The sequence below is a fragment of the Pseudomonas sp. P5_B3 genome (genome assembly GCF_056400405.1).
In genome coordinates, this window is record NZ_JBFULI010000043.1 from 25201 (window position 1) to 51758 (window position 26558).

Genomic DNA, 26558 nt, shown 5'->3' on the forward strand with positions numbered 1-26558 from the left:
TGGGTACCTGAGAGTTAGTTGCTGCTGTCGTCTTTGTTGTCGACGCGGTAGCTGAAGCTGAGGCCCATGCCCTGGAACAGCACGACGTCCGCCAGTTGCCGCGCGAGCTCACCGGCGCTGGCCAGTTTGGTCTTGGGCACGTACAGCATGTCGTCCGCTTGCAGGAAGGCGATCTGGGTGGCGTCGCCGGACAAGGCTTTTTCCACGTCGTAACGATGCGCGACCACCTGGTTGCCGTTGCGCCGCATGATCATCACCGAGTCCAGGCGTGCCTTGGCGTTGGAACCGCGGGCCATGGTCAGGGCTTCGAGCACCGACACCGGGCGGCGGATCGGATAGGCGCCCGGCTGGCCGACTTCACCCAGTACATAGATTTCGTTACCGGCGGTGGACTTTAGCAGCACGTCCACGGTCATGCGCCCCGGCAGGGTGGCGTAGCGTTTATTCAGGTAGGCCTGCAGTTGGTTGATGGTCATGCCTTGCAGCGGCACGGCACCGATTTCCGGGAAGCTGGCGTAGCCGTCGGTGCCCACGGTGATTTCCCGGCTCATGCCGGTGGCGGGGTGGTTGAGCACGGACTTGAGGTTCCATTCACTGGCCAGCGGGTTCACCACCATCACTGACAGCTGATTGCGGTTGGGCTGGAACAGCTGTTTGCGATCGTAGGCGCGCTGAATCGCGTCCCGTGCTTCATCGCGGGTCAGGCCCTCGATTTTCACCGTGGTTTGGGCCCCCGGCAGTTCGATGGTGCCATCGGGCAGCACCAACTGGTTGCCGTTGAACTGGCTGGCGGCGGTGAAGTTCAGCGCGATCGTGTCCCCGGACTGCACGCGATAGGCGGCCGAGCCACTGGTGCTGATGTGGAAGATCACGTCCAGCACATCCTGTGGGCGCAGGGTCTGCTCGACCTTGGGCACGTCGGTTGCCTGGGCGTTGGCCGGTGGGGCCGTGAGGATTTGCACCGGCATGCTTTGTGATTCGTCGGAGGAAGTGCTGGAGCAACCTGCAAGGGGCAGCAATAGCAGGACAAGCATCTTGGCGTTCATGGCGTCATCCTTGTCTGACTGCTCACAGGTTTTTGTACAGCCATTCGGGCATGTAGTACTTGCGTCGGTTGAACACGCTGCCGACCAGCTTCGCTCCCGCCTGGCTCAAGCGCTTGGCCGCGGCCTGCGCCACTTCCCAGCGGGTGTCTTCCGCGGGCACGACCAGGACCACACCGTCCACCTGGGTGCCGATGACCAGGGTGTCGGAGGCCGAATACACCGCGTCGCCGTCGATCACCACGAAGCGGTAGCGGATGCCGAGTTGATCGAACAGCGGGCTCAGGCGCTCGGGTGTCAGGTGCTCGTTGCCACGGAAGTAGCGGCCCAATGGCAGAACGTGAAAGGGCAGGCTGGAGACGTCCACCACGCAGTCCTGCAACAAGGGCGGGCTCTGTGTGTTGAACATCAAGTCGCGAAACCCCCGTTCCTTGCTCAGCCCCAACTGTTGCGTGAGGTTGGTCGCCGAATGGCTGGCATCCACCAGCAGCACCAGGCCGCTGCTCATCTTCGCCAGTTGACTGGCCAGCGCCAGGGCGCTGGTGGTGGTGCCCGCGCCGGGGTTGGCGGCGGTCAGGAACAGGATCCGCAGGTTCTGGTCGAGCACGGTCGATGTCAGGTTGGACTCGCTCGGGCTGGCAATGCTGAGGCTTTTAGCCGATGAACCGTCCATTTAACTCGCTCCGTGACCGCTGAACACTTTGAAAGGGGTTTTCAGCAGAATCTTCAAATCAAGCAGCAGGCTCTGCTGGGCGATGTAGGCGAGGTCCAACTCAACGCGCTGGTCGAAGTCGATATTGCTGCGCCCGGAGATTTGCCACAGGCCGGTCATGCCGGGGTAGATGCTCAGGCGCGCGAGGTGCCTGTCCTTGTAGCGGTAGGCGTTGAACGAAGTCGGCCTGGGGCCTACCAGGCGCATGTCGCCGGTCACCACGTTGAACAGGTTCGGCAGCTCGTCGAGACTGGTGCGCCGCAGGAAACCGCCGATACCGGTGATGCGCGGGTCCTTGTCGATCTTGAAGTCGATGGCGTCGGCGCCATGCTTGTTCAGGTGCCGCAGGGAGTCCTTGAGCTCCTCGGCGTTGACGACCATGGTGCGAAATTTGTACATGCCGAACATGCGGCCGCGGTAGCCGGTGCGTTTCTGCACGAACATCACCGGCCCCGGGCTGGTCAGTTTGATGGCCAGCGCCAGCCCCAGCAGCACCGGGGAAATCAGCACCAGGACCAGAACTGCGCCGAAGCAGGCCAGGACGCGGTTGGTGCGCGACAGGGTCCACGACCGGCCACCTTCGCGACCGGTTATCCAGCCACAACCCTGCATGTGGATCGCGGCATCCATGCGCTTGCGTTGCTCGGGGTCCAGGCGCTTGTCCCTACGCATATTGCCAAGGGGCACACTTTTTTCGTGTTCAGACATAGATTCTCCGCAGAGTTAAGCCGTGTGCGGCATGGGCGACGCAGTCAGTCGTAAGTGCAGGACCAGGCAACGAAGCACCGGTCCCTCATTGGGCACCCATAAAACCGGCTGCGGCGGTGACGAGAGTCTTCATGGATGGGCGGCCTCGGGCACGATGTGGTGCAAGCCAATACCGCTGTAGTGCAGGCCGGCGGCTGCCACCTGTTCCGGGCTGTACAGGTTGCGCCCGTCCACGATCACCCGTTCACGCAGTTTGCTCGCCAGCATGTCGAAGTCGACCACGCGGAAGTTCTTCCACTCGGTGCAGATCACCAGGGCATCGGCGTCTTCGAGTGTGTCATCGCGGGTGGCGCACAGATGCAGGTCGTCGCGGTAGCCGTAAAGGCGCCGGCATTCGGACATGGCTTCCGGGTCGTAGGCCTGCACGCTCGCGCCTTCGGCCCAGAGTGCTTCCATCAGGTAGCGGCTGGGTGCTTCGCGCATGTCATCGGTGTTGGGTTTGAACGCCAGGCCCCACACGGCGATGGATTTGCCGGCCAGTCCGCCGGGAAATTGCGCCTTGAGTTTGCTGAACAGAATATGCCGCTGGTGGTCGTTGACGTCGGTCACGCTACGCAGCAATTTCAGGGGCATTCCGGCGTGTTCGGCGGTGTGCAGCAGGGCGCGCAGGTCCTTGGGGAAGCACGAACCGCCGAAACCGCAACCGGGGTAGATGAAGTGGTAACCGATGCGCGGGTCCGAGCCGATGCCTTTGCGCACGGCTTCGATATCTGCTCCCAGCAACTCGGTGAGGTTGGCCAGTTCGTTCATGAAGCTGATGCGCGTGGCCAGCATCGCGTTCGCCGCGTACTTGGTCAGTTCGGCGCTGCGGTTGTCCATGAACATCAATTTGTCGTGGTTGCGGCAGAACGGCGCGTAGAGCTCGCTCATCTGGCTGCGGGCTTGATCGTCAGTGGTGCCGACGATGATCCGGTCCGGGCGCATGCAATCGGCCAGGGCACTGCCTTCCTTGAGGAATTCCGGGTTGGACACCACCCGTACCTTCAGCGAACCTTTGCCGCGGTGCTGCAACTCTTCAACGGCAGTCGCACTGACCTGATCCGCCGTGCCGACCGGCACCGTGGACTTGATGATCAGGGTGCGGTCGGCCTCCATGAAACCAGCAATCTGCCGGGCCACGTTCAGCACATGGCTGAGGTCGGCCGAACCGTCTTCGTCGGCGGGCGTACCGACGGCGATGAAAATCAGCTCGGCGTGCTCCACCGCATCGCTTGCCTGGGTGGTGAAGAGCAGGCGACCGGCCTTGATGTTTTCTTCAAGGGTGCCGGACAGCCCCGGCTCACTGATCGGTGGCACGGCCTGTTGCAGTTGCCGGATCTTGTTCGGATCGATGTCGACACACAGGACGCGATGTCCGACATCGGCCAGAGCCGCTGCTTGAATCAGGCCAACATAGCCCGTACCAAATACGCTTACGTCCATATTAGCGTGCCTCGCAAGACGTGGAGAGTTGCAAAACAAGACTGTCAAAAGGGGTATAGACCAGCCTCGGTAAACCGTGTCAGCAAACCGGCATGTAAAAGGGGCAAGACACTCCCAAATGTGGGGGCGATTGCCATCAAGGTCGCAGCACTATTGGCTTTCCCCCCGATTTTGGCTGTTCAGCGAAAATCTCAAGAAAACGACAGGCGGTCGTAAGCCTTGAAATACAAGGGTTGTAGCTGCTAAGTGTGTCAGGTTTGAGTCACCGGCTTGATGACCATTTTTAACAGAGGCCGCCAGTTCTCACGCACGTATGGCGTAAAGCCAGTGTTAAAAAATGTCCAGCAACCTACTGGTCAAGTGCCTGATCGGGTTCGCCAGGCGCCCGGCGCGCACCCCAGCCACCGCAGGCAGGCACGGTTGAAACTTTGCACATCGCTGTAGCCCAGGCGGTCGGAAATCTCCACCAGCTCCAGGTCTGTCCTCTGCAAAAAGTCTTCGGCGCGATAGCGGCGGTATTCGTCGAGCAACTCCGAAAAACTCCAGCCCAACGCCTTCAAGCGTCGGGCGGCGGTGCGCTCGAGCAAATGCCGGGTGGTACAGAATTGCTGCCAGTTGGCCTCGGCGAGGTCGGTGATCAAATAATCGCAGACTTGCTCCAGCAAGGTCGGTTCGCTGTTGCGTCGGGTCTGCTCCAGCAGTTCGACCAGCATGAGTTCCAGTTCATGATTGCCCGGCGTCAACGGGATCACGAACAGCTGTGGATCGAGGCGGATCGAGTGCTGCGCCTGCCCCCATTGCACCGGTGCGCGAAAGGCTTGTTCATGATCCTGCGGATTGGCCGTGCAGGCACCGGCCAGCCCGACGCCCAGAACCGGATCACGCTCCAGGCCGCTGGCGAGGAATTTGCGCCGCAACATGCTGCACAGGCTGATGAGGATGTAATCGGCGGTTGACGCGCTGGTTTTCACGCTGCCATGGTCGAGCAGGTGCAATTCGACGCGGTCGTCGCCGCGCACGATCCGGGCCTGGAAGTGTCCGTTGAAAAACGGAAAGAAACGCACGAAATACTGGCAGGCGCTGTCCAGTGAATCGGCGACGTCGAACAGGTATGTCAGGCCGTTGGTGGCGGTGGAAACGAATCGCCGACCGGCCGCCAGGCCGATCAGCGGGTCGCCGGTCTGTTCCAGGGCAAACGCCCAGAAGCGCCGCGACATGAACAGCGGAATACGCATGAATGGCGTGCGCAACTCGAACAGGCTGCGTCGCAACAGGCCTTCGATGCATTCGCGGTCCACACCGCGGGCCAGCAACTCTTCGATGGCCGGCAACAGGGTCGGCGCGTAGAACGCGTTGGGTATTGATTGGTCGTGCAGCGGCTGGTCGCTTTTTGTCATGTAGGGCCCACAGCTTGTTGCGGAACACCGGTCAAGCTGGCCGACGTTAAGCGATTTGCCGGAGCAGGACCATGCTTGATTTACGCCTGCTCGATTTGAACCTGTTGCTCGCCTTCGATGCGATTTACCCGTAGCGCAGGGTCACTAGTGCCACCGAGATGATGTGCCTGTCGCGCGCCCTCGGTAAGCGCCGGGAATTGCAGGCTCTGGCGCGGCGTGCATGATGTGGAGGCAGCAACGCCAAACCCTGTGGGAGCGAGCTTGCTCGCGATAGCGGTGTGTCATTCAATAAAGATGTCGACTGACCCGGCCCCATCGCGAGCAAGCTCGCTCCCACAGGGGGTGGTGGCTGCTCGACTAATTCGACGCCAGCAAGCGCCGGTCGACCGTCAGCACCGCATCGACCATCGCCAGCGCGGCCGGTGTCAGGGAGTGGCCGGCGCGGCTGACGATGCCGTAGTGCAATTGCAGGCCGGGATTCTCCTTGGGTACATCGGCAAATTCCAGCAGGCGGACCAGGCCCTGGTCGACCAGTTCGGCCAAGGCCTCCACGGTGGCGATGCCTACCGCGTCGGAGCGCATCACCACGCGGCGGATGGCGTCGAACTGCGCGCATTCCACGCTCGGATTGAAGTCTGCCTCGCCCTGCACGTCGGCGAGGATCTTGCGGATCATCGGCGGTATTCGCGTGCCGACCACCGCGTAGTCGAGCAGGGCGCGCAGGGACAGATTCTGCTGTTGCGCCAGGGGATGACCGACACGGCAAAAGAACCACCCGCGCCGGGGGCGCAACAGCTGTACCTGGTAATGCGGGTCGCCGGTGAAGTACCGCGCGTCGGCCACGAGGAATTCGATCTGCTGTTCACGAAGCCAGACCGCCAGTTGTTCCCAGTCGCCCTGGTGGAAACTGATGCGGACCGCCGGGTGAGCCTGGATGAACTCCGCCAACGCTTCGGGCACCAGCACCTGGGCCGGATACGGGCCGCAGCCGAAGTGCAGCTCGCCACCGGTCAGGCCGTTGTATTGCGTCAGTTCGTTGTGCAGGGCCTGGCTGCCGGCGAGCAGGCGCCGGGCATGTTGCAGCACCAGTTCGCCTTGACCGGTCAGGCGCAATTCGCGGCTGCTGCGTTCCACCAGCACGCAGTCGAGGTCGCGCTCAAGGGTCTGGATGCTGCGACTGAAGGCCGGTTGACTGAGATTGATCGCCTCGGCGGCACGCCCGAAGTTGCGGTAATCGGCCAGGGCGACGAGGTGGCGGAGTTGTCGTAGGTCCATCATGCGTCTCCTGCATTTGGCGGATACTTTTAATGCATTGGATCGATAGCACAGCGGCTGGCATAAGTACACGCCTGTCCTCTCGCCGTAACCTGCCATGACCAGCCAACCGTTTTTTTCCAGCGCCTTCACCCGCACCATTCTCAGCCATGCCCGGCAGTCCGGCCTGTGTCAGGACCAACTGCTGCAACGGGCCGGCATCTGCCTGTCGCTGCTCGAAGGTCAGGACCTGCATGTGCCCGCGCACCTGGTCGAACGCCTGTGGAATGAATGCGAACGTGCGGGCGCGGGCGCATCGTTTGGCTGCGAACTGGTCAATGGCATGGCGACCACCACGCTGCGGGGTTTGAACATTTTGCTGGATTCCGCCGCGACCCTGCGTGCGAGCCTGGCGTGCTTCACCGATTTTCTGCCGCGGGTAACCAACTGCGTGGTGGCGGAACTGGAGGAGTGTGGCGGACAGGCTCGCTTGCACTTGCGCAGTGCCGATAAACAGCTGCATTTTTTCGGCCTCGATGCAGCGACCCTGACGTTGGTGCGCAATATCGCCCGACGCCTGGGGCGTGCCCCGGCACAGGTGTTTGTCGCCGTTCGCCTGACTCCGCAACAGGCTGCCGGGCAGTGGTTGCGTAGTGTTGGTATCGAGGTGCTGGAGGGTTCACATCCGTGTTTGAGCCTGCCAGCGACTAGCCTCGATGAGCCGTTGCTGGGGGCCAATGGATTTCTGCATCAGAGCATGTTGCGGTACTGGCAGACTGCTGCCGCGCAACATACACGCAGTGACAGTCTGGAGTTGGCGCGGCACTGGTTGACGGCAGGTGATCAGCCGATTGAGCGGATTGCCGAGCGGTTGGGGTATCGGCAGCCGAGTAATTTCATTCGGGCGTTTCGTAAGCAGTTCGGGATTACGCCCAAGCAGTTTCGCCTCTGTGATGTATCTGGTCGGCCAGTAGGTCGCCTTCGTCGGAACGCCGCCCGGACCAAGCTCGCTCCTTGATCAACGATTTTGCAACCAGCTCAAAAAACCACCTTTCTTGACCGCCACCGGTTTGGCCATCAACGCCATCCGGCTGTTCTGCTGCCGCACCGCTTGCAGCTTGTTCAACGCCCGGTCGACTTCGCGGCGTTGCTCCATGCAACTGCGGGTCAGGGACTTGTCGAGGCGGTAGATGATGCTTGAGGTCATGGCGGTGAACCGTGCCTGGGACGGCGTGTCGGCAAGAATGCTCTGTTCGCCCATGACTTCACTCGGCCCCATGCGTCCGGCTTCGATCTGCGTGCTGCCGTCGGGGACAGTGGCGCTGACCACGCCGGTGGCGATGACGAACAAACTGTCCGGCACTTCCTCCAGATCCAGCACCACTTCACCAGCCGCGTATTGCTGTGCCACCATGTTCCGGGCCAGGCGATCACGTTCCTCGGCGCTCAGGGAACGGAAGATTTTCACTTCATCGAGCAAGGCCCGTGCGCGGGTCGACGGCTCGATCACGCCATCGGGCTGCCGGGAAATGCCTGCTGCTTCGAGGTGCCGATGGGCCAGGTCGAACAGTTGATTGCGCACTTCGCCCTTTTTGCCCAGTTCGGCGATGAAGCCGCTGGCCACGTATTCGGACATGGTTTCGCCGGTCTCCTTGAGCACGGCTTTGGGCGGTGGGTTGAGCAGCAGACTGCTGCTGCCCTGAAGGGTGCGGTCCAGGGCATCGAGTACCCGACGCGGACGGATATGGTTGGGCACCTGAATGCTGATCGACACGCCGTGCAGGTTGGTCGGGCGGCTGAGGTTGACGATCTTCGCCTTGGCCGCCACCGAGTTCGGCACCACAGCGGTGCTGCCGGCATTGGTCAGCAGGTGGGTGGCGCGCCAGTCGATGTCCAGCACCTTGCCTTCAACACCGTCGATGCAAACCCAGTCATCGACCTGATACGGCTTGGTGGTGTTGAGCACGATACCGGAGAACACGTCGCTCAAAGTGCTCTGCAATGCCAGACCCACCACGATGGCGACGACGCCAGAGGTCGCCAGCAAACCTTTCACTGGCAGCTCCAGCACGTAGCCGGCGGCGGCGACGACGGCAACCAGGAACACCACAGCGCCGATGACATCCTGCAACAGCCGGCCGCTGTGGCCGATGCGTCGCATCAGGACCAGACCGATCACTTCGGTCAGCACCCGCGCGGCGTACAACCACCACAGAATTCCCAGCGCCGTAGCCCCGAGCTGCGCCACGGGATCATCGGCAAACAATGGCGCGTGCAACGGGCTGACGCCGGCGTTGATGATCACCGCGCTGAACAGCACAAACAGCGCAAGACGCACACCGACCCGGCTGACGCGATGCTTGAAAGGCGCAAGGTGCCAGAGCAGGGCGTCGATGGCCAGCAGCAGGGCGCTCAGGGACAGGAGATGACTGAGAAGGAAGGACATGTGGGAGCTCCGGCAGAAATGAGGTAGCCGAGATGCAGGCCGCTTTTGTGGCGAGGGAGCTTTTCTGTGGGAGCGAGCTTGCTCGCGATTGCGGTCTAACATTCAATGAAGATGTCGACTGAAAATCCGCATCGCGAGCAGGCTCGCTCCTACAGAAAAGCCCCTCACCACACCGCAAGTGTGTGGCAAAGGGCAAGGTCTCAGTTCAAGTGAACCTTGAGCTCCAGCGCAGCCTGGCGTACCGCTGCCTTCACTTCGGGAATCTGGCTTAACGGGTTGAGCAGGCCGAAGTCGTGGATCATGCCGTTGTAGCGGACCGAGGTCACTGGCACGCCCGCCGCATCGAGGTGGCGGGCATAACCTTCGCCTTCGTCACGCAGCACGTCGAATTCGGCGGTCTGCACCAATGCGGGCGGCAAGCCTTTGAGCTGTTCGGTACTGGCGTTGAGTGGCGAGGCATGAATCTGCGCGCGTTCGCCGGCGTCGGTGGTGTAGTTGTCCCAGAACCACTTCATCATGTTTTGCGTCAGGAAGTGGCCTTCGGCAAATTGCTGGTACGACGCGGTATCGAACTGTGCGTTGGTCACCGGCCACATCAGTAGTTGAAAACGCAGGGCCGGGACTTTTTGCTCCTTGGCCATCAAGGCCACGACTGCCGCCATGTTGCCGCCGACGCTGTTGCCGGCCACTGCCAGACGTTGACCGTCGACGCCGATCTCTTTGCCATGCTCGGCCACCCAGCGCGTCGCGGCGTAGGCCTGGTTGATCGCGGTCGGGTATTGCGCTTGCGGCGACGGTGTGTAGTCGACGTACACCGCGACCGCGCCGGAGCCCACCACGAGGTCACGAATCAGGCGTTGGTGAGTCGGGAAATCCCCCAGCACCCAACCGCCACCATGGAAGAACATGAACACCGGCAATTCACCTTTGACCTTGGCCGGGCGCACCACTTTGAGGTTGATCGTCTGCCCGTCAACCTTGATCGCCTTGTCGCTGACTTCCACACCGGACAGGTCAACCTTCACCGACGCCTGGGCACCGGTCAGCACCGCACGGGCGTCTTTCGGGCTCAGTTGTTCAAGCGGTTTGCCACCACCGGCGGCGAGGGCTTCGAGGAAGGCCTGGGTGTTGTGTTCGACACCCGGGCTGCCCGCGGCAAACGCGTTGCCGACGGCAAGGGCGAGGAGGGATGCGGTCAGGGTTTTCTGGACGAGGTTCATGGGTAAATCCTTTTTAACCGATGGCGTTGAGTGTCTTGAGATGAGGTCGCTGCCGGCTCTGTGATTCAGGCTTCAGCAACACCGTGAACACAGATTAATAGGGTGCCTGGAAGCGAAAAAGCGGCTATAAAGTGTTTAACTGTCAACCGGGAAGTGACAATGAACCCCTTCGAAGATATGCGTATTTTTTGCCAGGTGATGGACTCCGGCAGTTTCACGGCGGCCGCCGATCAACTGGGCCTGTCCAAGCAGTTTGTCAGCCGCCGCTTGATGCAACTCGAAGAGCGCTTGGGTGTGCGCTTGCTCAATCGCTCGACCCGGCGACTGGATGTCACGCCGCTGGGGCAAAGCTATTACGAGTCAGCCTTGCGCCTGCTCAGCGAAGTCGAACAAGTGGAGCAGGGCATCGCCGGCCAGACCACCGAACCACGGGGGACCATTCGTGTGAGTGCGCCGCTGTCGTTCGCACTGGCGCATCTGGGGTGCCTGTTGCCGGTGTTTTTGCAGCGCTATCGCGACGTGACGGTGGAGATGGATTTGAGTGACCGCCCTGTGGATTTGCTCGGTGAAGGTTACGACCTGGCATTGCGCATTGGCACATTGGAAGACTCGACGCTGATCGCCCGACGCATTGCCTCCATTGCACGGGTGTACTGCGCAAGCCCCGCGTACCTGGTCGAACGCGGCACACCGCTCAAGCCTGAAGATTTGCACGGACACGACTGCCTGCCGTACGGCCATGGTCGTCAGGTGCAATGGCGTTTTGCGGGGCAGGGCAAGCCATTGAGCGTCAATGTCAGCGGGCGGATGCGGGTCAACAACGGTGAACTGCTCAAGGACGCAGCGATCGCCGGGCTGGGGATCACCTATTTGCCGACGTTCATTGTCGGTTCGGCGCTGAAGGATGGAAGGCTGGTGGAAGTGCTGGAGGATTTCAGGCCGGAGCCGCTGACGTTGTCTGCGGTCTATCCGCAACATCGGCAGAGTTCGCGGCCGGTGCAGGCGCTGGTTGAATTTTTGCGCGAACGGCTGGATCGGGTTGAGGGTGGGTTGTAGAAACGCGGAGTACCCGACTCAAACGAACCTGTGGGAGCAAGCTCGCTCCCACAGGGTTTGTGTTGTATGGGGTCAGCGGGGATCAGGTCCTCTTGTCATCGCCGGGCTCGGCATGGGCGCCACGATCATCGCCGGGCTGGGCATGAACGCCACGGTCATCACCGGGTTCGCCATTGGCATGGACACCACGGTCATCGCCGGGTTCGCCATTGGCATGGACGCCACGGTCATCGCCGGGCTCGCCATTGGCATGGACGCCACGGTCATCCCCAGGCTCATCATGGGTGCCGCTGCGTCCTGAGGACGAGGCCGTTCCGGAGTGGCTCGAACCGCTGTTGGCACTGCCATGACCGCTGTTGCTGCCATGGTCGCCGCTATGGCCGCTGCCACCACTACCGCCGCCACTTCCGCCACTTCCACCGCCGCCGCCACTACCGCCACCGCCGCCACTACCGCCGCCACCGCCACTACCGCCGCCACCACCACTACCGCCACTTCCGCCACCGCCACCGCCACTACCCCCTTCCTTGGCCTGAGCACTGGATACCCCGGACAGGCTGTCCGGAATCAATACGGTAGACGCCGACAGAACCGCGCCAATAGCTACTGCCAGTAAAAGCTTATTGATGAGCATGTCGTTCTCCGTCTTCTAATTCAGATTGGAACGTGGATGAACATTGCAATGTGCTGCTTTTTTCCCATGGGAACTTGTTAAACACCTCGACGGACTGGTTTATTCAATGGGAGGTTGAAAAGATGCAACGGGCAGCGCGGCCCTGCTCCATAAGGTCAGTGAATGCTCGAGGCCAGTTCAAAAATCGGGATGTACATCAGGATCACGATCACCCCGATCAACAGGCCGATGAAGGTCATGAGCAGAGGTTCGAACAGCCGCACGAACCATTCGATCCAGCGGCCGATTTCTTCGTCGTAGAAGTCGGCGCTGCGCTCCATCATTTGTCCGAGGTTGCCGGACTGTTCGCCGGCGCGCAGCAGGCGCAGGGATACCGGAGTCACCAGGTGATTGAGTTCCAGCGCGGTAGAAAGCGATTGCCCTTCGCGCACCCGGTCGCAGGCCTGGTCCAGGCGCGCGCGGGAGGCGATGCTGAGCAAGCCACGGACCATGCCCATGGCGGTGACCAGGGGAATGCCGCCTTGCAGCAGTATGCCTAGCGAACGGTAGAAGCGCGCCAGTTCATACATGAAGATGCGCTGGTGCACCGCGGGGAGTTTTTCGATCAGGCGGTCCAGCCCCCGACGAAAGGCCGGTTGGCGCTGGAGCAGGGCGAGAGCGACGATGATGGCCAGCAAGCCACCAAAGAATTCGCCCTGGTGGGTGTGCAGGAACATGCCGCTGCTCATCAGGATTTGCGACATCCACGGCAGGTTCGACCCCAGCCCTTCGAATACCAGGCTGAAGCGCGGTACGACGTAGCCCATCAAAAACAACACCACGCCACCGCCCACCACCAGCAACAGCATGGGGTAGATCGATGCGCTGACGATCTTCTGGCGAACCTCGTCCATGCGCTGGCGATAGCTGACATACCGGCCCAGGGCATCGCCCACGGCGCCGGTCTTCTCACTGGACTGCACCAGCGCCACGTACAAAGGCGGGAAAACGGCCGACATCTGGCTCAGGGCCTGGGAAAACGATTTGCCCTCGTACAGCAAGCRCACCAGCTCGCTCAGGGTCTTGCGGGCTTGTGGCGCGTTTTCCTTTTCAGCCAGGCTTTCCAGCGCATCGATCAACGGCAGGCCGGCGTTGAGCAATGTGGTCAGTTCCTGGCTGAACAATACCAGGTTGAAGGTCTCGCGCTTGTGCAGGCGCAAGGCCCGCCAATGTCGCTCGGCGTGCAGGCTGACGACTCGCAGGCCCTGGTCTTCGGCGATGCGCCTGGCTTCGCTGTGCCCCGGCGCCTCGACGGTCATTGAGACGACACCGGCCTTGCCGACGGCTTTGAGATGAAAGCGCATGGTCGCCATTCCCGTCAGTTCCAGTTGGTGACTTCGGCGTTCTCGCCTTCGCCGCCGGGCTGTCCGTCCTTACCCAGGGACAACAGGTCGTACTCGCTGTTTTCACCGGGATAGCGATAGCTGTAGTTGTGGCCCCAGGGGTCTTGCGGGATTTTTTTCTGCAGGTACGGGCCGGTCCAGCGCGGTTCGTCGGCAGGGGCGGTGACCAGCGCCTGCAAGCCCTGTTCGGTCGACGGGTAGTGGCCGACCTCCAGGCGGTAAAGGTCCAGGGCTTTGCTCAAACCTTCTATTTGCGCCCTGGCCACTTTCACTTCGGAGCGACCCAGTTGGGCGAAATACTTCGGCGCCACGATGCCGGCCAACAGTCCCAGCACCACCAGCACCACCAACAGTTCGAGCAGGGTGAACCCAATTTGGGGGCGCCGGGCATAACGCAGTCGCTGATGCATGATGACCTCCCTCAGTCGACAGCAGAGTCTCTATACAGGCGCATGCAATTGCCATGCACATGACTGGACATCCGTCTGCACCCCCTGTGCTACGGGCCTTTTCACTTACGGCACAGTGCTTGCGTATGGCTATTTTACTACCGGCCATTGGGGCAATACCCCCATTTTTCGGGGCCGGGCAGGGGAGGCAAAACAATGAAAGCCATCACCGCAGGATTGCTCGGATTACTCGCGCTCGCCAGTGCCGCACAGGCTGATGTGTTCGTTTCCCTGGACGCCAAGGGCAACTATGTCCTGTCCAATGTCCATCGCCCCGGACGCCACTATGAACGGGTGATCCATGAGCCTGATGCGACGGTGGTCAGCCTCGACCAGCAACCGCAGATGATCGCCGCGCAACCCTACGCCGAGCTGGTGTTGGCGGCGGCCACGGCCAACGAACTACCGGCGGCGCTGCTGCATGCAGTGATCAAGACTGAGTCCGGCTACAACGCCCGTGCTACCTCACCCAAGGGCGCTCGCGGACTGATGCAGTTGATGCCCGCCCTCGCCCGCGAAATGGGGGTGACCAACGCCTACGACCCCAAGGCCAACATCCAGGGCGGCGCCCGCTATCTCAAGAGCCTGATGACGATGTTCGACAACGATATCCGCCTCGCCGTGGCGGCCTATCACGCCGGCCCGCAAGCGGTGATCAGCCGGGGCAACAGGATCCCGCCGTTCGCCACAACCCAGCGTTATGTGCCCAACGTGCTGAACCACTATCGGCTTTTACAGGGGTTGTCCGCGGATGCGCCGCTGTGATCGAGACCCAGAGGGTGGTTTTCCCCAATAGTGGGGAGTGGTGGTCCCGGCGAGGAAATGGGGGTTCGGGTGGGGAATATCCCCCGTTTATCAAATCGTGAATGTATCCAGCTGATTAATAAGGTGATTTTTTATGGCATGCGGATTGCTGCGGACAACTTGTCGAGAGGTGTTCCCTGATAACCCGCAATGAGGCCCGAGTTCATGATCGGCATATCCCACGCTCCGTCCCTGATTGATTTGCTTACCCCCCTGTGGGAGCAAGCTCGCTTCCACAAGGGTCGGGCAAGACAGGAACAGATCGGTAGAGAGGAGTGTTGTTATGGACAGGACCACCACAATCGCTGGCAGCGCGGTGATGCTCGGGATGGCCTTGATCGGGTTCGGGGTATGGCGGACTGCGCCCCCGACTGCGCTCAACGAAATCACCTTGCCCGACACCTGGAGCGCCCGGACGCTGGAACGTGACGGGATTTCGGTGGCCCTGGATGTAAAGCCCCTGGCCAAGGACGGCGTACTGCGTGAGGGCGGCATTGCCGACGTGCAATTTCGAGTGTCGGACAAAGCCTCCGGTCAACCCTTGTCTGGCGTCGCGCCGGGTGTTCGGGTCATTCCCGGCGATACCCACTGAGAGGAAGCTGACATGAACCGATACGCGCATCGCAGTCTGCTGACGTTCGGCCTGTTGGCCTTCGGTATCGGCCAGGCGCTGGCTCACTTGGCGGACGAGCACACCGGGCACGACATGGCGGCCAAAAAGGCCAACCCGGAGACCGCCCGGATCAAGTTTGCCGACGTGACCCTGCTGGACCAGGACGGCAAGGTCGTCAGCCTGGAAAAAGACCTGGTGAGCAACAAGATCGTGGTCATGGGCTTCATCTACACCAGCTGCACCACGGTCTGCCCGGTGGTGTCCTCGATCATGGGCAAGGTGCAGAAACAGTTGGGCGCGCGGGTCGGCACCGAGGTACAACTGGTGTCGATCAGCATCGACCCGCAGCGTGATGATCCCCAACGCCTGAACGACTACGCCCGCACCTTCCAGCAGGGGCCGGGCTGGAGCTGGCTGACCGGCTCGCCGCAGTCGGTCACTGCCACCCTCATGGGCCTGGGCGCTTACAGCGGTGACATCGAGAACCACTCGCCGCTGATTCTGGTGGGGGACGGCAACAACCGTTTCTGGACCCGCTACTACGGTTTCACCGACCCGACGGAGCTGGCCCGGGCCGTCGAGAAGCTCAGTGGTGAACGCAACGTCCACGCCAAGCACACCGCCATCGCCATGGAGCATCAGCCATGAGCGGCATCACCTTTATCTCCCTTACCAGTGATCCGCTGCGGGACACCCCGGCGGTACTCAAGGCTTACACCTTGAAACAGGGCGTCGATGAGCCCCACTGGTTTTTTCTTACCGGCGACAAGGCGCAAATGGACCTTGTCTTGGGTCGTATCGGCCAGATCGTGCCGGCCCCCGAGCAACACTCCACCCAGTCGATCGTCGGTGACGTGGCGAACAAGCGCTGGAGCAAAATCCGTCCCGATGCTCCGGCAGCCGCCATTGTCCAGCGCTTGCAGTGGCTGACAATGCCCGTGGCCGGTCGCTGAGCCACGGCCATGAATACTGCCCTCGTCCTTGGCCTGCTGCTCTTGGGCAGCATCGCGCTCAGTGCCCAGGCGCTGCCGCTGAGTCTCAGCGAAAGTGCCGGCAAGCGGTTGTACCGCGAAGGCGTGTCCGCCAGCAGCGAACCGATCATGGCCTGGGGCGGCGCATCGAACAGGGTGCTGCCGGCCAAGCGCCTGGCCGAAGACCGCGATCCGGGCCTGACTCCCGACAGTCTGTACCTGGGTACGTTGTTGCCGGCCTCCGGGCCATTGAGCGAGGAGGGTGCCACGGTGGCGGCGGTGCTTAACGGCTGCGTGGCGCGTATCAACGCGGCGGGCGGCATTCATGGCCGGCAGTTGCGCCTGACCATCCTCGACCCCGGCGCCGACCGCGTCAGTGCCGAAAAGGCGCTGGACCGGTTGATCGATGAAGAACAGGTATTTGCCCTGATTGCACCGCTGGCGCCGGCATTGGATGTGGACCTCGCCGTACGTCTGGAGCGGGCCGGCATCCCTCTGATCGGGCCGCTGTCCTTGCAGGGCACGCCCCACACCAGCCGGCAGATATTCGAACCGCTGCCGGGGCTTCGCGAGCAATTGATCGCCCTGGCCGACTACGCCGGTGCCAGCCTGCGGGTTCTGCAGGGGCCGACGCTGATCGCCTATCCGGACGACTCCGGCCAACGGCTGGCGGCGCAGGAACTCAGCCAGTACTTGCAGGGGCACGCCTGGCAAAAGGTGCGTCTGCAAGCCTACGACCCGACCAGGGATGATTTGCCCTTGGGCTCGCGCTCGGTGTTTTACCTGGGCAGCAGCAGCGGCTTCAGTCTACTGGCCGAGCGCTTGCAAACGGCGGGGCAGGTACCTTACCTGTTCGCCGCCTCGAACCAGGTGGCGGGCAATCTGATGCAGGTGCCCGACGGATTTTCCCGGCGGGTGTTCCTGGCCTATCCGTTCGTGCCCAGCGACTGGACCCTGGCCGGGCGCCTGGCCTTGACCCGGTTACGCGAACAGCAGGGTCTCGGCGGCCAGCACGCGGTGCTGCAAGTGGGCGCGTTCAGCTCGATGATGCTGCTCAGCGAAGGCATGAAGCAGGCCGGTCGGGATGCCAGCCGCGAGAAACTGGTCAGTGCCCTGGAAGGCCTGCATGACTTCGATACCGGGCTGACGCCACTGATCAGCTTTGGTCCTGGCCGGCGCCAGGGATTGAGCGGTGCCCATATCGTCACGGTGGATCTGCCGGGCCAGCGTTTCTATCTGGTCGCCCCCTATAAACCCGTTGCTGCAACGCCCTGACCGGAGGCCGATCATGAAACTCAACACTTTGCAGGTCCCGCTGCCGTTGTGGGTGCCCGGTGCAGACACTTCCACTGTCGAAGCCGCGCGGCTACGCTTAACCGGGACGAAGTCATTGGCGCCATTGCGCTTGCGCAATCGAATCGAGCGAATTGACGATGAATAGGGGTTTTCCCCAACGTTGGGGAAAAAACGACAATACCAATCCGGTCGCTTTCCCCGTTTTTGGGGGATGGAATGACTGTACAAGAAGGCATTGTTTTTAAATTCAAGGACATGAAGACCTGAAAATACCGGCGCCCAGCCTGGCGTGAAGTGTGCATAAGCCCTGTCAAGGCGTGCACTCAGCCAGGTTCAAACCCGGACCTGAGGTTTCAAGGAGTCCACCTTGTTAAACAAAGTACTGGTTGTTGATGACGAACAGTTGCTGGCGGAAAACCTCCAGGGTTACCTGCAGGCGCAAGCGCTGGAAGTCCGGATTGCCCACGACGGTGCGCAAGGAATCGCTGAAGCCGACGATTTCGCACCCGATGTGATGGTGTTCGATTACCGCTTGCCCGATATGGAAGGCTTTCAGGTGCTCGATGTCGTCCGCCAGAACAGGATTTGTCATTTTGTGCTGATCACAGGGCATCCCACCGCAGAAGTCTGCGAGCGGGCCCGGCAAATGGGAGTCAGCCATATCCTGTTCAAACCCTTTCCATTGGCGGAGTTGGCCCGTGCAGTGCTTGATCTTCTGGGCCGGCGGCGCGACCCCAAATCGGGTGTGAGCACTTGCGAAGGGTTCGTCGAACGACGCCAGAGCAAGACCGAAAGTTTCCCGCTGCAGTTGTACGATGGTAGTTGGGTGCTTGCAGATCGCCGAAAAAACACATCGGCCTCCATGGCACCGGACGACGAACAATTGCTCACCGGGGAGTAGTGGCGCGACAGGACGTTCCGGCCCCCGCCGAAATGGCTCGCCGCGCCGACAGGGCTCAAAGCCCCGGGCGTTGGAGAGCAAGCCATGGACCGTCTATCCCTTGCAATAGAACCGGCGCAACCGGAATGTGTACCGACTCGCTTCACCAGTGAACAACTGGCCCAGGCCCGGGCCCTGGCGACCAGTTCCGGCGAGCGGATGCTCGATGCCCTCGCAGCGTCGAGTGAGCTGGCTCCCATGCCCTTCATCCAGTGCCTGGGCGTCACCTTGCACTATCCGGTGCTCGACACCGACAGCCTGTTCAAATCCACGCCGGTGTTCGACCGGGTGACCCTGGCCCAATGCCTCAAGCGCGAATTCATCCTGCTGCGTCATAACGATGCGGTCATCGGTGCGTTCGCCGACCCCTTCGACAGTGCGCGCCTGGCCTGGATCGATGAATGCCTGCAAGGCGCGCCGCTGTACCTGGTGCATGCCGATGACCTGAAGGCCTATCTGGCGCGTCACGAAGAAAGCTTCCATGCGGTGGAGTCGCTCAACGCCCAGAGCGACGCCGGCGCCGAGATCGATAACCTGCAAAGCCTGTCCCTGACCAGCATCAGCGAAGATTCCAGCGTGGTGGTCAAACTGGTCAACTCGACCCTGTACGACGCGCTGAAAATGCACGCCAGCGACATCCACCTCGGCACCACCGGCAGCGGTCTGGTCATCAAGTACCGGATCGACGGCGTGCTCAACAACATCAGCAAGATCCAGGGCAGCGAGTTCGCCGAGCAGGTGATTTCCCGGGTCAAGATCATGGCCGAACTGGACATCGGCGAAAAACGCGTGCCTCAGGATGGTCGCTTCAAGATCGGCATCAGAGGCCGGCAGATCGACTTCCGGGTGTCGATCATGCCGAGCATTTTCGGCGAAGACGCGGTGCTGCGGGTGCTCGACAAACAGGACCTCGCCGACAAGGTCTGTGGCGTGCAATTGCAGGCCCTGGGCTTTGAAGAAGAAACCCTGCGCCAGCTGCGCCGGCTGGCCGCCGAACCCTATGGCATGGTGCTGGTGACCGGGCCTACCGGTAGCGGCAAGACCACCACCCTGTACGCGATGATCACCGAGATCAACCACGGCGTGGACAAGATCATCACCATCGAAGACCCGGTGGAGTATCAACTGCCGGGCGTGCTGCAAATCCCCGTCAACGAGAAGAAAGGCCTGACGTTCGCCCGGGGCCTGCGCTCGATCCTGCGCCATGACCCGGACAAGATCATGGTCGGTGAAATCCGTGACCCGGACACCGCACAGATCGCCGTGCAATCGGCGCTCACCGGTCACCTGGTGTTCACCACCATTCACGCCAACAACGTGTTCGACGTGATCGGCCGTTTCACCCAGATGGAAATCGACCCCTACAGCCTGGTCTCGGCACTCAATGCCGTGTTGGCCCAGCGGTTGATCCGCCTGGTCTGCACCAGTTGCAGCAGTCCTTACAGCCCGACAGAAGAAGAGCTGGAGGTCTCGGGGCTTGATCGGCACAAGGTCGCTCATTACCGGTTCGTCCACGGCAAGGGCTGCGGGCATTGCCGGGGCACCGGTTATCGCGGGCGTAGCGCGATTGCCGAGCTGCTGCACCTGGACGACGAACTGCGGCAAATGATCGTCGAGCGCCAACCTATTTCGAAAATCAAGGCCCATGCCTGCAAACGTGGCTTGCGCCTGTTGCGCGAGTCGGCGCTGGAGATGGTGGAACAAGGCCGGACCACTCTCGAGGAGATCAATCGTGTCACTTTTGTCTCGTGAGCAATTCGTCGCCGTGCTTGGCGCCAGCGGTGTTGGTCTGGGACAACGGCAAGGCAGTGCAACCCGTTGGCTGGGCAGCGTCGGTTACATCGACGAAGGCTTCCAGGCCTGGACGGTGGCTCTGGACACCCTCGACCATTTGCTGGCCGATCACACCGTTGCCAGGGCGGAACTGACCGTGGTGATCTCCGGGCACTTCAGCCGCTATTGCCTGGTGCCCTGGAGTGAGCAGATCAGCAGCCCGGCCGAATTGCTCGGCTTCGCCCAACTGTGTTTCGAAGACCTCTACGGTGCCCCGACGCAACCCTGGAGCCTGGTGCTCTCGCCTGAGCCCGCCGGTTACGACCGCATCGCCACCGCGCTGCCCCAGGACTTGCTCGAACGCCTGCGCACCCTGGTCAGCGCGCGCGGATTGCGCCTGCGTTCGGTGCAGCCGTACCTGATGGCGGCGTTCAACCATTTCGATAAAAGCTTTGATGCCGGGGACTTCCTGTTCGTGGTCGCCGAACCGGTACGCAGCGTTTTGCTGCTGGCCCGGGAAGGGCGCTGGGCCTCGGTGCGTTCGGTGGGCAGCAGCGACAGTGATGCCGCGCTGACTGCGTTGATCGGCCGTGAAAACCAGTTGCAGGCTTGCTCGAGCGAACGACCTTTGAATGTCTACCTGCATGCACCGGCGCGCATTGATTCGCCTCCCGACGTGCCCGGTGTGCATCTGCGCAACCTCGAAGAAGACCGGACAGCCGTTCGCGATTGCCTGTACGTCATGTCTCGGGCGGTGGCCTGACATGCGCCCCCTGATGCTCGACTTTCAGCCGCGCCGTCGCGCAGGTCCCTTGGGCTGGAGCCTGCTGGCGGGTGGCATGGTGCTGACACTCACGTGCATTCTGGTGCAACAGCACCTGAGCAACGAGGCCGAACAACAGCAAGGCCACCTGCAAACCACGCAGCGGGTGCTCACCGGCGATACCGGCAGCAAGCTCAGCCTGACCCCGGCGCAAATCCGCGAGCAGGCGCAGAACCTGGCCGAAATGCGCAAGGTCTCCCAGCAGTTGCGCCGTCCCTGGGAACGTTTGTTCGCCACCCTCGAAGCCATGCCGCGGGACAACATTGCCCTGCTGACCCTGACCCCGGACGCCCGCAAAGGCCAGGTGCGGATCAGCGCCGAGGCGCTGGACCTGGAGGCCATGCTCGATTTCCACCGCCGTCTCGAAGCCAGCGACGAGTTGTCCGACGTGTCGCTGCTGAGCCACGAAATTGTCGCCAACGTGCCGGAACACCCGGTGCAGTTCAACCTGTCGGCTACCTGGGAGATCGGCGATGCAAATCCATAAATTGATCGTCCACGAATACCTGCAAGGCCTGGGCGTTCCGGGGCTGGCAGGGTTGGCCATGCTGGTACTGGCGCTGAGCTATGGCCTGGTCGGGTTGCTGCCGGACTGGGAGTCGCTGCAAAGCCTCAGCCAGCAGACTCGCGAGGCTACCGAGTATCTGGCCAAGGTCGAAGACGGCACCGTGGCTGCGCCGGTGGTGCCGCAGCGCCAGCTCGACGATTTCCGCAGCAAGTTGCCGTCCCAGCCTCAGGCCACCGTGGCCATCGACAAGATCTACGCCCTGGCTGCTCAGGAGCGCATCACCTTGTCCCGGGGTGAATACTCTCTGGGCGTGGACCCCAAGACACACCTGGCCCGTTATCAGATTCTGCTGCCGGTACGTGGCAGCTATCCGCAACTGCGGCGCTTCCTGCACGCCTTGCTCGGCCAGTTGCCGGCGGTGGTACTGGAGGATGTGGAGTTTCAGCGCAAGAAAATCGCCGATACCGAACTGACCGGGCGGATCCGCATGACCCTTTACCTGTCGAGGTCATGATGAATACCAAGCGAGTGGTGGGTTGGGTCGCGTTCTTCGCTGTAGCGGCAGCGCTGGCCTGGTTCCCCGAATTCTTAAAACAGGCTGACGACAGTGACCCTGTGGTGGCCACCGTAGCCACGCCAGCCAAGGGCAATGCCCCAGGCGCATCGTCGGCTGCATCGAGCGCCGCGGCGCAAGCGCCGATCAAGGACCTGAGCCCGGCAGGCGATTTGTTCGCCGCCCGCAGCTGGAAAGCGGCGGCGGTCCCGGGCACCGTCACTGAACAACCGGTCGTCGCGGCGCCGGTGGTGCAAGTCCCCACTGCACCGCCGTTGCCCTTCCAGTTTGTCGGCAGGCTGGATGACCGTTCCGATCTGCAGGTGTTTTTGCAGAACGGCGAAAAAATATACGTCGTGCGCAAAGGGGATGTCATCGACGAAACCTGGCGGATCGAGCGGATTTCCGATGAGGAACTGAGCCTGGTCTACCTACCTCTGCATTTAGTGCAGACCTTGTCTGTGGGGAGTACGGAATGAACAAATCCCGTTTGCTGATGAGCCTGTGTCTCTGTGCAGGGCTGGCCGCGTGCAGTTCGGCGCAGATCGCCAGGGACGAAGCTTCCGCCCTGATGGAATCCGGCCAGTACGAAGCCGGTCTGGCCCGCATCGAACAGGGATTGCGTGAAAACCCTCGCGATACCGATTTGCACATGGCCCTTAACAGCGGTCGGGCCCGCGCCGTGACGGCGCTGCTGACCCAGGCAGACATGGACCGGGCCCAGCGTAATTTCGCCGGGGCCCGCATGACTTACAGCCGGGTCTTGAACATTGAACCGAACAACCGCCGTGCCCAGGATTCCCTGCGTCAGCTCGACTACCTGCGCAGCATGGACGAGAAACTCGAACTGGCCCGTAGCGACCTGCGTCGCGGTGACATCTACGGTGCCGACCGCCAAGTCAAACAGATTCTCGAACTGGACCCGAAGAACGACGGCGCCCTGGAACTGCAAGACAGCATCCGCCTGGTGCAGAGCCGCAACGTGGTGCCGTACCCGCAGTTGCGTACACGCCTGGACCGGCCGGTGACCCTGGAATTTCGCGACGCCAACCTGAAAACCATTTTCGAAGTGCTGTCCCAGGTCGCCGGCCTGAACTTCATCTTCGACAAGGACCTGCGCCCGGACATGAAAGCCACCATCTTCGTCCGTGAGGTGCGTATCGAAGACGCCGTGGAACTGTTGCTGCAACAGAACCAGTTGCATCAGAAAGTGGTGAATGAAAACACCTTGCTGATCTACCCGGACTCACCACAGAAGCTCAAGGACTATCAGGAGCTGGTGATGCGCACCTTCTACCTGACCAGCATCGATGCCAACACGGCGCTGAACATGATCAAGACCATGCTCAAGACCCGCGACGTGTTCGTTGACGAGCGCCTCAATACCCTGACCATGCGCGATACCGGTGACGCGGTGCGCATGGCGGAAAAGCTCCTGCAATCGCAGGACCAGTCCAACCCGGAAGTGGTGCTGGAAGTGGAAGTGATGGAAGTCGCCCGCCAACGCATTCTCGACCTTGGCCTGCAATGGCCCAACACCTTCGGTGTGATCAACAGCGACGGCTCGCCAGTGACCATTCTCGATCAGCTCAAGGGCATCAATTCCGGCCGGATTACCATCTCGCCATCGCCGCAGGCCCAGATCAACGCCCAGGACAAAGACGTCAACACCCTGGCCAGCCCGGTGATCCGGGTGAGTAACCGCGAACAGGCGCGTATCCACATCGGTCAGCGTGTGCCAATCATCAGCGCCACCTCGGTGCCTTCGACCCAGGGTCCGGTGATCACCGAAAGCGTGACCTACCTCGACGTCGGTCTCAAGCTCGAAGTGCAGCCCATCGTGCACCTGAACAACGAAGTGGCGATCAAGATCGCGCTGGAAGTCAGTAACGCCACGCCGCTGACGCCGACCGCTCAGGGCACCATTCCGGTCCAGGTCGATACCCGCAACGCCCAGACCACCTTGCGTCTGCATGACGGCGAAACCCAGATCCTCGCCGGGCTGGTGCGCAACGACCACGGCGCCACCGGCAACAAGATCCCGGGCCTGGGCGACATTCCCGGCCTGGGTCGCCTGTTCGGCAGCAACAAGGACGACGTCAGCAAGTCCGAACTGGTGCTGTCGATCACCCCGCGGATCGTGCGCAACCTGCCGTACCAGAGCCCGTCCGACATGGAATTCCCGACCGGTACCGAAACCAGCATGCACATCCAGGCACCGGACCGCTCGATGAGCAGCACGACGGTTCAGACCGGCCCCATGAGCGCACCGATCGCCACCACCGTTACTGTTGGGAAGCCTTGATCATGAACGCCTCACAACGCGGTTTCAGCCTGATCGAAGTCGTGGTGACGCTCGCCCTGGTCAGCCTGCTGGCCGGCATGGCCGCACCGCTGACCGAGACGGTGGTACGCCGGGGCAAAGAGCAGGAACTGCGGACCGCGCTGTACCAGATCCGCGATGGCATCGATGCCTACAAACGCGCCTTCGACGCCGGCTACATCGAGAAGTCGCTCGACAGCAACGGCTACCCGCCGAACCTGAATGTGCTGGTCGATGGTGTGCGTGACGTGCGCAGCGCCAAGGGTGCCAAGTTCTATTTCCTGCGGCGCATCCCCCGTGACCCGCTGGCAACCGTCAAGCGTGATGACGGAGGTGGCTGGGGCCTGCGTTCCTATGACAGTTCCGCTGAGAGCCCGCGGGAGGGCCAGGACGTCTATGACGTTTACTCCAAGGCCCGGGGCAAGGGTCTCAACGGCATCGCCTACCGAGAGTGGTGAGCCTATGCGTCGGCAAAAGGGTTTTACCCTCATTGAACTGATGGTGGTCATGGCAATCATCGCGACCCTGATGACGATCGCCTTGCCACGCTACTTCAACAGCCTGGAGGCCTCCAAAGAGACCACCTTGCACCAGAGCCTGTCGTCCATGCGCGAGGCGCTGGATCACTACTATGGAGACACCGGGCGTTATCCGGACTCCATCGAACAGCTGGTCGAACTGCGCTACCTGCGAAGCCAGCCGCTGGACCCGATTTCCGAGCGCAAGGACACCTGGGTCATAGTCGCGCCACCGGATGGCGTGGCGGGCGGGGTGGCCGATATCAAGAGTGGGGCCGGCGGGAGGGCGCGAGATGGCAGCCTTTATTCCGAGTGGTAAGCCATCGGGTCAGGATGGCTTTACCTACCTGGGTGTGCTGTTTCTGATCGTCGTGATGGGCCTGGGCCTGGCCAGTGCCGGCGAATTGTGGGCCACCGCTGCGCGCCGCGATCGCGAAAACCAGTTGCTCTGGGCCGGTACGCAATATGCCCAGGCGCTGCGCAGCTATTACCGCAGTTCGCCCGGTGTGGCCCAGTACCCGAAAGAGCTGGCGGACCTGTTGCAGGACGAGCGTTTCCCGACGGCCAGGCACCATATCCGGCGGTTGTACCCGGAGCCGATGACAGGTGGCGAATGGGAGCTGATACGCGGTATCGACGGACGGATCAGCGGTGTGTACTGCCCGTCCACAGAGAAGCCGCTCAAGCAGGTGAATTTTCCCAGCGAGTGGTCGGACTTCAACGGCATGGCCAGCTACAAGGACTGGCAGTTCGTGGCCGAGAAAGTCTCCCTCGAAGATTCCGGCGGGCCGCCGAAAGACCCGTCCACCTCGCCTCAGGCATTGCAGCCTTGAATGGCCTTCGCGAGCTTGCTCGCGAAGGCGGCCTGACAGCCGACCTATGTTTTGCTGACTGAGTACATATCCATTCCTGCGGTAACGGCCGCTTAGGGTTTCGCTCTGACGGCGGGTCCCTTTTGTCAAACGCACCGAACGACACAAAAGGAACCAAAAAGTCTCGCCCCTTACGTCCGGCCCCTCGCTGAGGCTCGGGGTTCCTTCGCTCCGGCATTCATCCGGGGGCATTGCCCTCCGGTCGGCATCGCTTCGACCTACATGCAATGAGTTCGACTGCGTCGAACGGCGCTGCGCGCCAATCCCCGGATGAACACCTCCACTCAGCCTCCCGAGGGGGCGGGTGGATCAAGATCAAAAGCTGCAGGCGAGCTAACGCTCGGCCTGTTGAGTGGTGAAGAGCGTGGATGTACGCCGATCTGCTTTTGCTCTTCTGTGGGAGCGACGGTGCGGCGATCCGACTTGCTCGCGATGGCGGCCTGCCAGCCGACCAATCTCTCGCAGGCATACCCGGATCAACTGTAGGAGCGAGCCTGCTCGCGATGGCGGCTTGATAGCCGACCAGAGTTTTACGGATGTCCCCGGTCCCTGTGGGAGCGAGCTTGAACTGGTCAACTAATTTTGGACACCAGTTACGGTTTTCATGCCGCCAGTTTTTCCATAGCTACCGGTGAACGATAGCCGTTGTAGCTATGGAGCCTGACGTTGTTGTAACGCATCACGTAGCGTTGCACGTCTATGCGGGCTTCATGCTCAGAGTTGTAGCCATCTTCTGGCACCCACTCTGATTTAAGGCTCCCAAAGAAACGCTCCATCGGGG

The 26558-nt window shown here is 61.7% G+C and carries 28 protein-coding genes and 2 pseudogenes; 18 read left to right on the plus strand and 12 right to left on the minus strand.

Annotated elements, in window-relative coordinates:
• Window positions 1-14: 14 nt before the first annotated feature.
• The 6 genes from AC1DRN_RS22200 to AC1DRN_RS22225 all read right to left on the minus strand — a co-directional run bounded on the left by AC1DRN_RS22200 (window position 15) and on the right by AC1DRN_RS22225 (window position 6617).
• Window positions 15-1046, minus strand: a complete 1032-nt coding sequence (locus AC1DRN_RS22200; RefSeq protein WP_223463557.1) for a polysaccharide biosynthesis/export family protein — start codon at window positions 1044-1046, stop codon at window positions 15-17.
• Between the two features lie 22 nt (window positions 1047-1068).
• Entirely contained in the window at window positions 1069-1716 is a 648-nt protein-coding gene (locus tag AC1DRN_RS22205) for a CpsD/CapB family tyrosine-protein kinase (protein ID WP_223463558.1), read from the minus strand.
• On the minus strand, window positions 1717-2463 hold the full coding sequence (locus AC1DRN_RS22210; RefSeq protein WP_223463559.1) for a sugar transferase: 747 nt from the start codon (window positions 2461-2463) through the stop codon (window positions 1717-1719).
• Window positions 2464-2592: 129 nt separating this feature from the next.
• Window positions 2593-3945 (minus strand): UDP-glucose dehydrogenase family protein, encoded by a 1353-nt coding sequence (locus AC1DRN_RS22215; protein ID WP_223463560.1) that lies wholly within the window; start codon window positions 3943-3945, stop codon window positions 2593-2595.
• A 356-nt stretch (window positions 3946-4301) separates the two neighbouring features.
• Entirely contained in the window at window positions 4302-5342 is a 1041-nt protein-coding gene (locus tag AC1DRN_RS22220; protein ID WP_223463561.1) for an AraC family transcriptional regulator ligand-binding domain-containing protein, read from the minus strand.
• A 357-nt stretch (window positions 5343-5699) separates the two neighbouring features.
• Window positions 5700-6617 carry a LysR family transcriptional regulator gene (locus AC1DRN_RS22225; RefSeq protein WP_223463562.1) on the minus strand — a complete coding sequence of 306 codons (918 nt, stop codon included), beginning with the start codon at window positions 6615-6617 and terminating at the stop codon, window positions 5700-5702.
• A 97-nt stretch (window positions 6618-6714) separates the two neighbouring features.
• On the opposite strand from AC1DRN_RS22225, the gene AC1DRN_RS22230 reads away from it, so the two are divergent.
• Window positions 6715-7614 carry an AraC family transcriptional regulator gene (locus AC1DRN_RS22230; RefSeq protein ID WP_223463563.1) on the plus strand — a complete coding sequence of 300 codons (900 nt, stop codon included), beginning with the start codon at window positions 6715-6717 and terminating at the stop codon, window positions 7612-7614.
• Here AC1DRN_RS22230 and AC1DRN_RS22235 read toward each other — a convergent pair whose 3' ends face one another.
• Both AC1DRN_RS22235 and AC1DRN_RS22240 read right to left on the minus strand, forming a co-directional pair.
• The gene (locus AC1DRN_RS22235) at window positions 7615-9042 is read right to left on the minus strand and encodes a mechanosensitive ion channel family protein (RefSeq protein WP_223463564.1); all 1428 of its coding nucleotides are present in this window, start codon (window positions 9040-9042) and stop codon (window positions 7615-7617) included.
• Between the two features lie 200 nt (window positions 9043-9242).
• Window positions 9243-10262 carry an alpha/beta hydrolase gene (locus AC1DRN_RS22240; RefSeq protein WP_223463565.1) on the minus strand — a complete coding sequence of 340 codons (1020 nt, stop codon included), beginning with the start codon at window positions 10260-10262 and terminating at the stop codon, window positions 9243-9245.
• Window positions 10263-10421: 159 nt separating this feature from the next.
• Here AC1DRN_RS22240 and AC1DRN_RS22245 point away from each other — a divergent pair, with 159 nt between their 5' ends.
• Entirely contained in the window at window positions 10422-11318 is an 897-nt protein-coding gene (locus tag AC1DRN_RS22245; protein ID WP_223463566.1) for a LysR family transcriptional regulator, read from the plus strand.
• A gap of 82 nt (window positions 11319-11400) precedes the next feature.
• On the opposite strand, the gene AC1DRN_RS22250 is transcribed toward AC1DRN_RS22245, so the two are convergent.
• The 3 genes from AC1DRN_RS22250 to gspG all read right to left on the minus strand — a co-directional run bounded on the left by AC1DRN_RS22250 (window position 11401) and on the right by gspG (window position 13744).
• Window positions 11401-11952 carry a hypothetical protein gene (locus AC1DRN_RS22250; protein WP_457266166.1) on the minus strand — a complete coding sequence of 184 codons (552 nt, stop codon included), beginning with the start codon at window positions 11950-11952 and terminating at the stop codon, window positions 11401-11403.
• A 155-nt stretch (window positions 11953-12107) separates the two neighbouring features.
• Window positions 12108-13295: a type II secretion system F family protein gene (locus AC1DRN_RS22255; RefSeq protein WP_477786799.1), complete on the minus strand. Its 1188-nt coding sequence runs from the start codon at window positions 13293-13295 to the stop codon at window positions 12108-12110.
• A 14-nt stretch (window positions 13296-13309) separates the two neighbouring features.
• Window positions 13310-13744, minus strand: a complete 435-nt coding sequence (gspG, locus tag AC1DRN_RS22260; RefSeq protein ID WP_223463928.1) for a type II secretion system major pseudopilin GspG — start codon at window positions 13742-13744, stop codon at window positions 13310-13312.
• Window positions 13745-13939: 195 nt separating this feature from the next.
• Between gspG and AC1DRN_RS22265 the strand changes: the two genes are divergently transcribed.
• The 16 genes and pseudogenes from AC1DRN_RS22265 (at window position 13940) to AC1DRN_RS22340 (ending at window position 25738) form a co-directional block, all read left to right on the plus strand.
• On the plus strand, window positions 13940-14548 hold the full coding sequence (locus AC1DRN_RS22265) for a lytic transglycosylase domain-containing protein (protein WP_223463927.1): 609 nt from the start codon (window positions 13940-13942) through the stop codon (window positions 14546-14548).
• A gap of 322 nt (window positions 14549-14870) precedes the next feature.
• Window positions 14871-15164 (plus strand): annotated as a pseudogene (locus AC1DRN_RS22270) (hypothetical protein); the annotation flags it as partial.
• A 27-nt stretch (window positions 15165-15191) separates the two neighbouring features.
• The gene (locus tag AC1DRN_RS22275) at window positions 15192-15848 is read left to right on the plus strand and encodes an SCO family protein (RefSeq protein WP_223463926.1); all 657 of its coding nucleotides are present in this window, start codon (window positions 15192-15194) and stop codon (window positions 15846-15848) included.
• A gap of 2 nt (window positions 15849-15850) precedes the next feature.
• A pseudogene (locus tag AC1DRN_RS22280) lies at window positions 15851-16153 on the plus strand (SCO family protein); the annotation flags it as partial.
• A gap of 9 nt (window positions 16154-16162) precedes the next feature.
• Window positions 16163-17446, plus strand: coding sequence for an ABC transporter substrate-binding protein (locus AC1DRN_RS22285; RefSeq protein ID WP_223463925.1), 1284 nt, complete (start codon window positions 16163-16165; stop codon window positions 17444-17446).
• A gap of 13 nt (window positions 17447-17459) precedes the next feature.
• On the plus strand, window positions 17460-17612 hold the full coding sequence (locus AC1DRN_RS22290; protein ID WP_223463924.1) for a hypothetical protein: 153 nt from the start codon (window positions 17460-17462) through the stop codon (window positions 17610-17612).
• Between the two features lie 222 nt (window positions 17613-17834).
• Window positions 17835-18368, plus strand: coding sequence for a response regulator (locus AC1DRN_RS22295; RefSeq protein WP_223463923.1), 534 nt, complete (start codon window positions 17835-17837; stop codon window positions 18366-18368).
• Window positions 18369-18452: 84 nt separating this feature from the next.
• The gene (locus tag AC1DRN_RS22300; RefSeq protein ID WP_223463922.1) at window positions 18453-20159 is read left to right on the plus strand and encodes a GspE/PulE family protein; all 1707 of its coding nucleotides are present in this window, start codon (window positions 18453-18455) and stop codon (window positions 20157-20159) included.
• Window positions 20140-20943 (plus strand): hypothetical protein, encoded by an 804-nt coding sequence (locus AC1DRN_RS22305; protein ID WP_223463921.1) that lies wholly within the window; start codon window positions 20140-20142, stop codon window positions 20941-20943. Before AC1DRN_RS22300 ends, AC1DRN_RS22305 begins: the two co-directional genes overlap by 20 nt.
• Window position 20944: 1 nt before the next feature.
• Entirely contained in the window at window positions 20945-21490 is a 546-nt protein-coding gene (locus AC1DRN_RS22310; RefSeq protein WP_223463920.1) for a PilN domain-containing protein, read from the plus strand.
• A complete protein-coding gene (locus AC1DRN_RS22315) occupies window positions 21477-22025 on the plus strand; it encodes a type IV pilus inner membrane component PilO (RefSeq protein WP_108218005.1) in 549 nt (182 codons plus the stop codon). Before AC1DRN_RS22310 ends, AC1DRN_RS22315 begins: the two co-directional genes overlap by 14 nt.
• Window positions 22025-22543, plus strand: a complete 519-nt coding sequence (locus AC1DRN_RS22320) for a hypothetical protein (RefSeq protein WP_223463919.1) — start codon at window positions 22025-22027, stop codon at window positions 22541-22543. Before AC1DRN_RS22315 ends, AC1DRN_RS22320 begins: the two co-directional genes overlap by 1 nt.
• Entirely contained in the window at window positions 22540-24369 is a 1830-nt protein-coding gene (locus tag AC1DRN_RS22325; protein ID WP_223463918.1) for a type II secretion system protein GspD, read from the plus strand. The genes AC1DRN_RS22320 and AC1DRN_RS22325 overlap by 4 nt, the downstream gene beginning before the upstream one ends.
• A 2-nt stretch (window positions 24370-24371) precedes the next feature.
• Window positions 24372-24845, plus strand: a complete 474-nt coding sequence (locus AC1DRN_RS22330) for a type II secretion system protein (protein WP_223463917.1) — start codon at window positions 24372-24374, stop codon at window positions 24843-24845.
• 4 nt (window positions 24846-24849) lie between these two features.
• The gene (locus AC1DRN_RS22335; RefSeq protein ID WP_457266167.1) at window positions 24850-25224 is read left to right on the plus strand and encodes a type II secretion system protein; all 375 of its coding nucleotides are present in this window, start codon (window positions 24850-24852) and stop codon (window positions 25222-25224) included.
• Window positions 25199-25738, plus strand: a complete 540-nt coding sequence (locus tag AC1DRN_RS22340) for a type II secretion system GspH family protein (protein ID WP_223464021.1) — start codon at window positions 25199-25201, stop codon at window positions 25736-25738. The genes AC1DRN_RS22335 and AC1DRN_RS22340 overlap by 26 nt, the downstream gene beginning before the upstream one ends.
• Before the next feature lie 641 nt (window positions 25739-26379).
• Here the strand turns inward: AC1DRN_RS22340 and AC1DRN_RS22345 are convergent.
• Entirely contained in the window at window positions 26380-26553 is a 174-nt protein-coding gene (locus tag AC1DRN_RS22345) for an integrase core domain-containing protein (RefSeq protein WP_477786800.1), read from the minus strand.
• Window positions 26554-26558: the final 5 nt, after the last annotated feature.